At 39.9% G+C, this 11,869-nt stretch carries 12 protein-coding genes; all 12 read right to left on the bottom strand.

What is annotated here, in order from left to right; translation table 11 throughout:
- Positions 1-21: 21 nt before the first annotated feature.
- A complete protein-coding gene (gene asnS / locus ACQKEZ_RS04270) occupies positions 22-1,314 on the bottom strand; it encodes an asparagine--tRNA ligase (RefSeq protein WP_427299328.1) in 1,293 nt (430 codons plus the stop codon).
- A gap of 116 nt (positions 1,315-1,430) precedes the next feature.
- Positions 1,431-1,916, bottom strand: a complete 486-nt coding sequence (tseB, locus tag ACQKEZ_RS04265; RefSeq protein WP_427299042.1) for a cell wall elongation/penicillin-binding protein regulator TseB — start codon at positions 1,914-1,916, stop codon at positions 1,431-1,433.
- A 12-nt stretch (positions 1,917-1,928) separates the two neighbouring features.
- Positions 1,929-2,099 (bottom strand): YpmA family protein, encoded by a 171-nt coding sequence (locus tag ACQKEZ_RS04260; RefSeq protein ID WP_077233669.1) that lies wholly within the window; start codon positions 2,097-2,099, stop codon positions 1,929-1,931.
- A gap of 133 nt (positions 2,100-2,232) precedes the next feature.
- The gene (gene dinG / locus ACQKEZ_RS04255; protein ID WP_427299041.1) at positions 2,233-5,025 is read right to left on the bottom strand and encodes an ATP-dependent DNA helicase DinG; all 2,793 of its coding nucleotides are present in this window, start codon (positions 5,023-5,025) and stop codon (positions 2,233-2,235) included.
- Between the two features lie 133 nt (positions 5,026-5,158).
- Positions 5,159-5,542, bottom strand: coding sequence for an aspartate 1-decarboxylase (gene panD, locus ACQKEZ_RS04250; protein WP_427299040.1), 384 nt, complete (start codon positions 5,540-5,542; stop codon positions 5,159-5,161).
- A complete protein-coding gene (panC, locus tag ACQKEZ_RS04245; protein WP_427299039.1) occupies positions 5,535-6,401 on the bottom strand; it encodes a pantoate--beta-alanine ligase in 867 nt (288 codons plus the stop codon). The genes panD and panC overlap by 8 nt, the downstream gene beginning before the upstream one ends.
- Positions 6,398-7,237: a 3-methyl-2-oxobutanoate hydroxymethyltransferase gene (panB, locus tag ACQKEZ_RS04240; protein WP_427299038.1), complete on the bottom strand. Its 840-nt coding sequence runs from the start codon at positions 7,235-7,237 to the stop codon at positions 6,398-6,400. Before panB ends, panC begins: the two co-directional genes overlap by 4 nt.
- A gap of 218 nt (positions 7,238-7,455) precedes the next feature.
- Positions 7,456-8,439 carry a biotin--[acetyl-CoA-carboxylase] ligase gene (locus ACQKEZ_RS04235; RefSeq protein ID WP_427299037.1) on the bottom strand — a complete coding sequence of 328 codons (984 nt, stop codon included), beginning with the start codon at positions 8,437-8,439 and terminating at the stop codon, positions 7,456-7,458.
- Complete coding sequence (locus ACQKEZ_RS04230; protein ID WP_427299036.1) at positions 8,412-9,617, bottom strand: CCA tRNA nucleotidyltransferase; 1,206 nt, start codon at positions 9,615-9,617, stop codon at positions 8,412-8,414. Before ACQKEZ_RS04230 ends, ACQKEZ_RS04235 begins: the two co-directional genes overlap by 28 nt.
- Positions 9,610-10,755 carry an N-acetyl-alpha-D-glucosaminyl L-malate synthase BshA gene (bshA, locus tag ACQKEZ_RS04225; RefSeq protein WP_427299035.1) on the bottom strand — a complete coding sequence of 382 codons (1,146 nt, stop codon included), beginning with the start codon at positions 10,753-10,755 and terminating at the stop codon, positions 9,610-9,612. The genes ACQKEZ_RS04230 and bshA overlap by 8 nt, the downstream gene beginning before the upstream one ends.
- Positions 10,756-10,757: 2 nt before the next feature.
- Positions 10,758-11,462, bottom strand: coding sequence for a bacillithiol biosynthesis deacetylase BshB1 (gene bshB1, locus ACQKEZ_RS04220; protein WP_427299034.1), 705 nt, complete (start codon positions 11,460-11,462; stop codon positions 10,758-10,760).
- Positions 11,449-11,868, bottom strand: coding sequence for a methylglyoxal synthase (gene mgsA, locus ACQKEZ_RS04215; protein WP_427299033.1), 420 nt, complete (start codon positions 11,866-11,868; stop codon positions 11,449-11,451). Before mgsA ends, bshB1 begins: the two co-directional genes overlap by 14 nt.
- Between the last annotated feature and the right edge of the window lies 1 nt (position 11,869).

Raw genomic sequence — 11,869 nt, 5'->3', positions numbered from 1 at the left:
TATTGGAGGCTTTCGTTGTTTTTAAGGATATAGACGATTTAATAGTCTTGGGAACGGAATGGTTTCACGCACGTGAGGCGCTCCACTAATCCAAGCAACTGTGCGCTCAAGTCCGAGACCAAAGCCCGAATGAGGAACAGAGCCATATTGTCTTAATTCTGTATACCACTTGTAAGTTTCTTCATCAAGTCCGTGCTCTTTTAGTCTGCTTTCAAGCAACGCTAAGTCATGAACACGCTCTGAGCCGCCAATAATTTCACCATAGCCTTCTGGTGCAATTAAATCTGCACAAAGAACGACATCATCACGATCTGGTGCAGGTTGCATGTAAAACGGCTTAAGAGATGTCGGATAGCGCGTGATAAAGACTGGCATATCATAGCTTTCCGCAATTGCTGTTTCATGCGGCGCGCCAAAATCATCTCCCCACTCAATATCATCAAAGCCTTTTTCTTTCAAGAAAGTAATGGCTTCATCGTACGTAATACGCGGGAATGGGCCTTTGATTTTCTCTAATTTTTCTGTATCACGTCCAAGTGTTTGAAGCTCAATTTTGCAGTTTTCAAGGACACTTTGAACAACATGAGAAACATAATTTTCTTGGTATTCAAGATTTTCTTCAAATTCAACAAATGCCATTTCAGGCTCAATCATCCAAAACTCGATCAAATGACGTTTTGTTTTAGATTTTTCAGCTCTAAAGGTTGGACCGAATGAGAAAACCTTTCCTAGCGCCATCGCTGCAGCTTCCATATATAGCTGTCCACTTTGTGAAAGATATGCATCTTCATCGAAGTACTTTGTTGCAAAGAGTTCTGTTGTTCCTTCTGGTGCACTACCAGTTAAAATTGGTGGATCCACTTTGACAAAGCCTTCTTTATGGAAAAATTCATATGTAGCACGGATAATTTCGTTACGAATTTTCATGATGGCATGCTGTTTTCGAGAACGCAACCATAAATGGCGGTGATCCATTAAGAATTCTGTACCATGTTCTTTTGGTGTAATTGGATAATCTGTCGCTTCATGAATAACTTCAATGGATTTCACTTGTAATTCATAGCCAAGCGGAGAACGATCATCCCTGCTGACCAAGCCAGTTACATATACGGATGTTTCTTGTGTAACTGATTTTGCAAGCTTAAATACATCTTCATCTACCTCTGCTTTTACAACAACACCTTGAATAAAACCTGAGCCGTCGCGTAGTTGTAAGAAAGCAATTTTACCACTAGATCGTTTATTGGCAATCCATGCGCCGATTGTTACTTCTTCATCGACGTGCTTGTACACTTGATTAATCGTTGTTTTCAACATATTTCCCTCCAAAGCCAGAAAGAAATCCACCTTTATCTAAAAGGTGTGTTTCTTTTATCATACATTTTATTATAACCGTTCCAATTCAGCGTGGTCAATGTAAGACAGGACAACTACGGTGTTAAATTTTTCTCTACTTTTCCTGTCGTAAAATCGACATAACTGAAGCTATACTGATTATCTTCATTTAAGTAAGTGACTTCCCAAAGAAGAACATCACCTTCTCGCGCTAAACGAACATCTTTTAGCTTTGTGATACTGTTCTCTTTTTGTACAGCTTGCACTGCTTCATTGGCAGTGATGCCCTCTTTTGCAGTTTTTGATAAAACCTGTTCTTTTTTACTTGCTGGAACCCATACATAGGTGATTTCCTTTTTATTGTTTAATCCTTCAACAATATATTGCTTTTCTTTGCCAACAAATGTTTCGACATGATCCACTTCAACAAGCGTTGTTTTCTCTTTTGCACGCTCAATAGCAGCATCATGCCCCTTTTCTTTCTGTCCCATCGCAGATTGATAAATCAATGTAAAAATAACAATCGCTATGAGTAAAATGACAGCGATTATGGATGTAGAAATCATCACAATTTTTTTCATGTTAAGCTTCTCCTAAGTGCGATAAATCGTAAAAATCGCTTGATTTTGATCCTCTTGATCAAGAGCGAGCCCAAACATTAAATCCTCACGTTTCAGCGTACGGTTTAATACATCGACAATTTTATACAAGTCTTCTGAATGCTTGATTTGAACAGTTGAAAGTACCTCTATTTTACTTTCCACTTTCTTTTCCTCCTCGGTACGTAAATATTGTTAGTCATACTTTTGCGCATGTGAACCGATACTATTTTTACAACGGATTTTAAAAAAGGCCGTTTAGATAAATGACTCCGAACCCACACTAGCTAAAGGCCGCTTATGTAAGCGGCTTTTTGCTATTTAACGCTTCTATATATGCTTTTAATGCTTCTTTAGATGTCTCATGTACAGGTGCACCTGGAAGGGCTTCTAAAAACAATTTCCCATAAGAAGCCGTCTTTACTCTCCGGTCTAGAATGAGGAGCGTACCAATATCTCTTTCTGAACGAAGCAGTCTGCCAGCTCCTTGTTTAAAAGTGAGCACTGCCTCAGGTAAGGCAACTGCTTTAAAAGGATTCTTCCCTTGTTTTTTAACCGCTTCACATTTTGCCTCGACGAGTGGGGAATCAGGCGGTCTAAAAGGCAACCTTGCCATAATCACAGTCGTTAGTTCTGAACCAGGGAAGTCAACACCTTCCCAAAAACTACCGGTTCCCAGTAAAATCGCCTGTTTTGCCGTTTTAAAGGTTTTCATAAGCTTTACTGGACTGCCGCCAGTTACGCCTTGCGCAAGCAAAGTTGAATGTGAGCCCTGTGCCTTAAGCTCTTCATAAACGGTTTTTAACATTTCATGAGAGTTAAAAAGCACAAGAATTTTTGCATCCTTTTGCTGTTCCATAATTTGAATATAATTGGCAGCATGCTTAGCATATTCAAGTTCATCACGATCTTGAATATGTGGCATGTCAGTAGGGATCATGACGGATAACTGTTTTTCAAATGCGAAGGGAGATTCCAGTTTCACAAGTAATGGATAAAAGTCATGAAGTCCAAGTCGTTCCATGGAATAATCAAAGCGCTCATTGACTGTCAAAGTTCCTGACGTTAACACAACACTCTTTTTATTCATAAAGAAGCGATCGGCTAATAACTCTCCTGTATCAATTGGCTGTGCATGCATAAACACTGCATTTTTAGCGCCTTTTGCATCGATTTCAATCCATACTGTCTCCCCGTTTTGAGGTTCAAACATGAATCGATAAAGCGTATTGCAAAACGATTGAATAAATGCCATTACTTGATCATATTCCTCCGCCTCAAAAGCGACATTGCCAGCTAATTTTTCTTCACACTGCATGAGTTCTTCTTTTTGTTGTTCGTACAGCTTTTCACAAGAAATGAGTAATGAGCACAATTTGTTGGCTGTTTCATTGATGCGCTTCCATTGGTGCTTCCCTGAATCGTGTTTTACCCTGAAAATAAGACGGTTAATGTCTGCTTTCGGTTTTGTCTTTTTTACAAAAGAATGGATGGCACTAAAAAACGCGTCACTTTCCGTTTGCACGTCCATCAATTTTTCATCAAGTTCTACGAAGGTATCTGTCTTTAGACCAAAGGAGTGAAATCTCTTTTTCATCTTTTTTAACAGTCCACCTTGATGAAGACTGCCAAGCTGCGTGAGTTTGGCATGTAGCTGAATATATGAGGCGCTCATGCCAAGTGTTTCATTCGCTGTTTTCTCAAAGTGATGTGCTTCATCAATTACATAGACGTCAGCACCTTTTAGGACGGACGACGCTTCTGTCTGAGATAAAAGCAAACGGTGGTTCGTTATAATCAAGTCGGCTGTTTTCGCCTTCTCTTTTGCGCGTTCATAAAAGCAATATTCTCGAAAACGTCTCTTTTTCGCTGTAAATGGCATGTGCCCGCAAGAAATGCGATCTTTTATATAAGCAGCACCTGATGGTAAATTAATTTCAGACAAATCACCCGTTTTTGTCGTCATGAGCCACATTAAGATTTGAGCCTTTGTTAAGACAACGTCGTAATTATCATCTTCCTCATGTAAGACATGCTCAAACTTATCTATACAAATATAATGGGCTCTTCCTTTAAGAATGCAAGCATTAATATCAAAAGGGAACAAGCGATTTAAAATTGGAACATCCCGATTTAACATTTGTTGTTGCAGTACTATCGAGTATGTACTAATAATGACTGGTTGCCCCGATTCCTTTGCCTCTAGGACAGCCGGAATAAGATAGGCAAGTGTTTTTCCGATTCCTGGTGCAGCTTCAATGAGCGCATATTGCCGCTCGTTAAAGGCTACTCTTACCTTATCCATCATCGTTAATTGACCAGCTCTTACTTCATAGCCTGTTAATGATTGAGACAACTGCTTTTTCGCCTCTAAAAACAACTGATCAAAATCAACTCGTATTTGATCAGTCGAATGGCTAGATGATTTTGTCACATCTTGAATCGCAAAAGAAGCAATTTCGACATAATGATGCTCATATTGATGGTCAGCAATCATTCTTTCCAGAAGAAGTCCAATATCACTAATGAAAGATTGCGATAATCTGCGAAGCTGCTTTAATACTGGAGGAGGTGCTTGCTGTAATTTTTCCATCAACTTCAAAAACAGCATGGCAGTCACTTCCGCATCACTATCCGCCCTATGCGGATGGTCATGTGGAAGCATGAGCTCTTCACTTAATTCTGTTAGCTTGTAGCCTTCAAATTCTGGGTAGAGAATTCTAGAAATCTCCACTGTATCAATCACATGAACACTCAGCTCATTCATCCCACAAGCCTGTAGTTCACCATTTAAAAAGCCTAGGTCAAAATGAACATTATGTGCAACAAAATATGCATCCTTTAATAAATCAGACACCTCTTGAGCGATGTCTTCGAAAAAAACAGCATCGTCTACCATGTGTTGTTTGATCCCTGTAAGTTGTTCAATAAAACCAGGGATCGCTTTACCTGGATTTAGATACTTTGAAAACCGTTCAACAATTTGTCCATTTTTTATGACAACCGCTGCTATTTGGATTATCTTATCACCTTTTTTAGGTGAATTTCCGGTGGTTTCAATATCAACTACAACAAACTTTTGATCGGTCATAAAACGGACACCTCAATTCATACGTTCAATCCAAAGTGTAACAAGCTTCGATTCATGCATCTTTTCATTTGATGATGATGAAACACAGAACAGCTCCTATAGGTTGAAGCTGTTCCACTTGTTTAATCGAGCCTTATAAGATGGTTCTAGCCGGTTCTTGCCCGATTAACTGTTCGATTTGATTCTGCTTGTTTAAAATAACAACCTTTGGTGTGTGTGTTTTTGCTTCTTCTTCAGATAACAGCGCATAGGAAATAATAATTACTTCATCGCCAGGCTGTACAAGCCTAGCTGCGGCACCATTTAAACAAATGACACCACTGCCTCTATCACCAGGAATGATATAAGTTTCAAGTCTCGCCCCATTATGATTATTGACGATTTGAACTTTCTCATTCGCCATCATGCCACTTGCGTCAAGTAAGTCTTGATCAATGGTCACACTCCCGACATAATGGAGATTGGCTTCTGTGACTGTAGCCTTATGAAGTTTTCCTGTCATGAATGTTCTATACATGTTTTTCACCACTTTCATGTACATCGAAGATCACATTGTCAATGAGTCTTGCCTTTGAGAATTTCACCGCAACAGCTAAAATAACTTTTCCAGCCAATGTGTCTAATACTTCTAATGTTGGATACGAATATATCTCAATGTAATCAATCTCACCACTTGTTTGTAAAAGTTCCTCTTCAATGATCTTATGAATGTTGCTGGGATCAAAATCACCATTTCTCACGGCGCTTTGTCCTTTTTTCAGCGCATGATAAAGGACACTCGCTTCCTGCCTTTCCGAATCACTCAGATACACATTTCTTGAGCTTTTCGCCAAACCGTCTGTTTCTCGCACTGTTGGCACGGCAACAAGGTTGATATCAAAAAAGAAATCTTCAATCATAGCATCAATTACCGCAACTTGCTGTGCATCCTTTAAACCAAAGTATACGTTCGTCGGCATAACAAGATGAAACAGTTTTGTCAATACAGTTGCAACACCGTCAAAATGTCCAAGACGCTTTCTCGCACATAAGACATTTGTTCTCTTTTGCACTTTCACAGTGACTGATGGTTCTTGCTTGTACATTTCTTTTACATCAGGTGTAAATAAAATATCGACACCCGCTTGCTCTGCTAAACGCTTGTCACGTTCAATGTCTCTTGGATAGGAATCAAAATCTTCATTTGGACCAAATTGCAATGGGTTGACAAAAATACTCATGACAACAAGATCATTTTGTTTTCTTGCCTCTTTTACTAACGTTAAATGGCCCTCATGAAGAAAACCCATTGTCGGGACGAAGCCAATAGTATGCTTCTTTTGCTGAGTTGTTTTGATGAACGTCCTCAGCTCGCGAATGTTCGTCACTGTTCTCATTTTCTCGTTCCCCCATATAGTCCTTCAAGTACGTCTTCTTTCACATGAAAAGTATGAGATTCTTCAGGGAACTTACGGGATTTTACATCTTTTGTATAATGAACGAGCGCATCTTCAAGCGCTACATCAATTTGTGCATATTGTTTGACGAACTTTGGTGTTCTCAAAACACCGTATCCTACAACATCATGATACACGAGCACTTGTCCATCAGCTTCGTTACCTGCACCAATACCAATCACAGGAATACTCAATAATTCTGCAATTCGTTTTGTAATCTCTGCAGGAACACATTCTAGGACAAGTCCAATTGCACCAGCTTCTTCACATTTTATGCTGTCATCAATCAGTTTTTGTGCGCTTTTTTGATCTTTTCCTTGCACTTTATAGCCACCTAGCACACCAACCGATTGAGGTGTAAGTCCAAGATGACTAACAACAGGAATTCCTCCTCTTGTCATTGCTTGGATTGATTCAAATACACCGTCTCCACCTTCGAGCTTTAATGCATCTGCACCGCTTTCTTGCATGATACGCGCTGCGTTTTTCATCGTATCTGAAAGTGAATAGTGATAAGACATAAATGGCATGTCAGTCACAACAAATGTATTCTTCGCACCTCTTTTTACCGCTTTTGTGTGATGGATCATGTCTTCAATTGTTACTTGAACTGTTGAATCAAGCCCAAGAACCACCATTCCTAGTGAATCACCAACTAAAATCATGTCGACTTCCGCTTTTTCCGCAAGAAGTGCAGATGGATAGTCGTATGCGGTTAGCATCACAATAGGCTCATTTTCCTTTTTCATTCTAAGAAAATCTAATTTTGTCTTCATATGTTCCTCCTCATTCTCAGAGGAGATGGCTTGCCAACATCACATGTATTAACCATATCAACAGCCTAGAATCATGATGTACTGGCGAATCATCCCTCTGTCCAAGTCCCGTGCTAGGATCAAGGCAGAAATTGTGTGTATGTTTTTTGATCATAGGTACAGTTCTTTGAAAGATACTGTCCACACGAAGTATATCAAAATTGTGCCGGGTGTTCCACTTAAGTTGACTCTATCTCAATATCTGCTGAATAAATTTTCTGAATACCAGCTTCCGTTTCAAGTAGAAGCACACCTTCATCATTTATCCCCAATGCTTTTCCTGTATAATGCCCGTTTATGGTGCGTGCTGTGATCGTTTTGCCAAGAGTCATCGTATAGCTTTCCCATAAAAGTTTAATCGGCCGAAAGCCATGCTGCATATAATCGGCATATCTGTTTTCAAACATAAGCATTATTTGCTGTATAAGTGCCGCTCTGTCGACTTTTTTCTTTGACTCAATTTGAAGACTTGTGGCAATGTCTTGGAGGTGTGGCGGGAAATCAGCCTTTTCCTGATTGACATTAATGCCAGGGCCAATGATAACAGCGTGAACTTGGTCTGCCTCAGCCCTTAGTTCTGTCAGGATTCCGACCACTTTTTTCCCATTGATTAAAATATCATTAGGCCACTTAATGCTTGGCGTGAGCCCTGTCAATTGTTCAATCGCTTCTGTAATGGCAACAGATGCTAAAAGTGTCATTTGCGGTGTTTTTTGAACAGAAATATGTGGTTTTACAATGAGACTCATCCAAATGCCTGTACCGTGTGGTGAGTACCAGTCTCTTTGCATTCTCCCTTTCCCTTTCGTCTGTTTATCACTGACAACAAGAGTTCCGTGGGACGTGCCTTGACTGACAAGTTCATGCGCTATTTTCTGTGTTGATTCTACTTCTTCTTGAAAAAAGATGTGCCTACCGAACGTCGCCGTTTCAAGTCCAAAAAGAATTTCGTCTTCGCTGATTTTATCCGGTTTACTGATCAGCCTGTATCCTTTCCTTCTAACAGCTTCAAGCTCATAGCCTTCTTTTCTTAAATCCTCAATGTGCTTCCACACTGCTGTTCTTGAACAGCCTAACTCATCACAAATTTGCTGGCTTGATACAAAATCTTCTTTTGCATCTGTAAATAATTCGATTAATCGTTTTCTAATGGCTGATCGCATGCTGTTAGCCACTCCTCTATGGCTTCTTTTCGATTTTCAAGCTTCTTTTGTAAAACAGCTTTTGTAATTTGGTCAAGGTCGTCTGCAATCCACTTCCCTGATTTCTTTTGCCGAAGTGTCATTAAGTCTTTTCCTGACACAGCCAAATCCTTTAAACTTTTCATTGGCAAAGCATCGTATTCATGCTTCATCTTATCAAGCTCATCTAAAAAAATGCGCCTTTCTTGCTTCAACTGCAAAATTCTGAGGCTAGATAATAATATTTTTTCTCCCGCCGCAAACATCAATTCAGCATTCCAAGTGACATCAATGTATGTGCAAATCGCTAAAGCCTCTTTCATCAGCTTGGTTGATAACTTCCACTCTTTTAAGAAAAAGAACGCATCCTCTTGCTCTAGCTTTAGCAAATGAATCAATGCGCCCCATACCTCTTCAAAACTGTCCAGTAAATAAAAAGGAAATGATTGAAGTGCCTCAAGCTGGCTGCCTCGCTGTGTGAGTCCTGGTAGCTCTTCAAAGAGCTTCGTATCGATCAGGATTCGGATTGCTTTCGCGCAGTGTCTTCCTTTGAGAAGCTTTTCTATCTCCACTTTTTTACGCTCTACCGAAATATTTCCAAGCAAGTGCTTGTCCTTTTCAATCGCTTCTTTTGTCTCCTTAGACAAGACGAAACCGAGCTGACTCATAAAACGAACTGCTCGCATCATTCGGAGTGCATCCTCTTGAAACCGGGTAGTTGGGTCACCAACAGTTTGAATGAGCTGCCGTTCTAAATCCTGTCTACCCCCAACATGATCGATCACTTCTCCATTTACGTCCATAGCAATGGCATTGATGGTTAAATCTCGTCTTAATAGATCTTCCTTTAAAGATGAGATGAACTGAACCTCTTTTGGTCTTCTAAAATCTTCATATTCTGATTCTGTTCGGAAGGTCGTGACCTCATAACTGATACCATCATGAAGTACAATGACCGTCCCATGCTCTTTACCTACGTCAATCGTTTTGTGAAAAAGTGACTCTACTTGATCTGGTGTAGCATCTGTTGCGATGTCAATGTCACCAATTTCTCTTCCCATCAAAAAATCTCTAACAGCACCGCCAACAAAATAAGCCTGATAGCCGTGATGAAGCAACGTTTGCAGAATAGGAATTGCATGTGTGAATTGTTCATTCATTTTCATCAGCACCTTCGACCATTTGTTGATAGAGTTTTTCATATTCGCTAACAATTTTTTCTGAGGAAAAGTACCCATAGACACGAGCTTGTGCCTGCCTAGAAATTGTTTCATGCAGCGTCTTATCATTTAAGAGTGTCAGAGCATGTTGCACCGCACTTTCGATATCACCAAGTTCCACTAGAAATCCTGTTTCTCCATGTGTGATGACTTCAGGTATCCCCCCAACATTTGTGCCAATACAAGGGACACCACAAGCCATCGCTTCCAGTAACACAAGACCAAAGCTTTCCTTTTCAGATAGTAATAACTTTACATCACTAATAGAATAAAGTTCTTCCACCTTCTCCTGCTTCCCTAAGAATAGGACACGATCCATTAGACCGTATGTTTTCACTAGATCGCTGACGACCGTTTTCTCAGGACCATCCCCAATGAGCAATAGCTTTGCTTTCGTATGATCTGTTATACGTTTAAAGACATGGATGACATCTTCAACTCGCTTCACCTTTCGGAAATTAGAAACGTGGATGATCACCTTTTCTTCAGGTATGATTCCATACTGTTCTTTTAGAAGTTCGTGATTCTCTCTCATATAAACACGCTCATCAAGAAAGTTATGAATGGTTTCAATCTTTTTATTTGGGCTAATCAAATCATACGTTTGCGCTGCAAGTGAATGAGATACAGCCGTCACGCGATCTGATGATTCAATGGCAAATCGAATGACATCCTTTAATGATGGATCATAGCCTAAAATCGTAATATCGGTACCATGTAGGGTTGTTACCACCTTCACCTTCCCATTTACCATTTGTTTTGCTAAAAAGGCACACACGGCATGTGGAACGGCATAATGTGCATGAATAATATCAAGCTTCTCTTGTTTTGCGACTTCTGCTAGTTTACTTGCAAGTGCAAGATCATATGGCGGATATTGAAAGACCGCATATTGATTGATATCCACTTCATGGAAATAAATATTCGGATACACTTTATTCAGCCTAAATGGAATGCTTGAGGTAATAAAATGAACATCATGCCCTTTTTCAGCTAAAAGTTTTCCAAGTTCTGTGGCAATAATTCCTGATCCACCTACACTTGGATAACAAGTGATTCCGATCTTCAGCTTTTTCATGTTTACCCCCTTAGTAAGTCTTTATCAATCAGCAGCGGTTTTTTGGTGAAAAATCCTTCTGCATACGTTGTATGTACTTCTTTTCCATACATAGACTCTCTCATTTTGACAAAATCAATATAGCCATTTACAAGCGGTGTATCAACAGATTGATCCGTCTTGAGAAATTGACTTTGATACGCATTTAAGCTCTTTACTTTTTGATCCATCTCATCTGAGATATCGATGACAAAATCAGGTCGATGATTTCCGTTAATCAAGTAATAGTATATGTGACTTACTCTATGCGCAGGCTGCTTGTTTTTATCTTCAAATTTATGTATTCCTGCAGAAAAAACAGCTTCTTCAACAAGAGAGGCGGCATGACCATGATCTGGATGGCGATCTTGGTGATACGGGACAAAGATCATTTTCGGTTGATATGACCGAATAACTGTAACGACTTCTTTTATTGCTTCTTCAGTGATGAAAAGCCCTCTGTCAGATAGAGTTAATTGGATACGGTGCGACACACCTAAGATGGCTGCTGCTTGCTCTGCTTCTTGTTTTCGAGTTTCAACGGTTCCATTTGAAGATAATTCAGCTTGTGTTAGGTCGCAAATACCAACATGCGCCCCTTTTTTTACATATTTTGCGATCGAGCCACCCATACCGATTTCAACATCATCACTATGTGCACCGAAAGCAAGTATATCAAGTGGTTTCATGTGTTCCTCCGCTTTTTGCTATGTTTCGAAAATCAAATGTTCCTTTGTTTACATTTCTGACTAAAATTTCTGCTGTTCCCATATTCGTGGCAAGCGGGATTGAATAAACATCACACAGACGCATTAATGCGGACACATCTGGCTCATGCGGCTGTGCGGTGAGTGGGTCTCTAAAAAAGAGCACGAGATCCATTGCATTATCAGCAATCAGTGCACCTATTTGTTGATCTCCTCCGAGTGGTCCTGATTGAAAACGATGAATATCAAGGCCTGTCGCCTCTTTCACTCGTAGTCCAGTTGTACCTGTTGCATAAAGCGTGTGCTCAGCTAAAATGTCTTGATACGCAATCGCAAACTGAATCATATCGCTTTTTTTCTTATCGTGAGCAATTAATGCTATTTTCATC

The organism is Bacillus sp. NPDC077027, assembly GCF_050269555.1.
Taxonomy (GTDB): Bacteria; Bacillota; Bacilli; order Bacillales; family Bacillaceae; genus Bacillus.
Note: the sequence above shows the minus strand (reverse complement) of the source record. Positions and strands in the feature narration are given on the sequence as shown.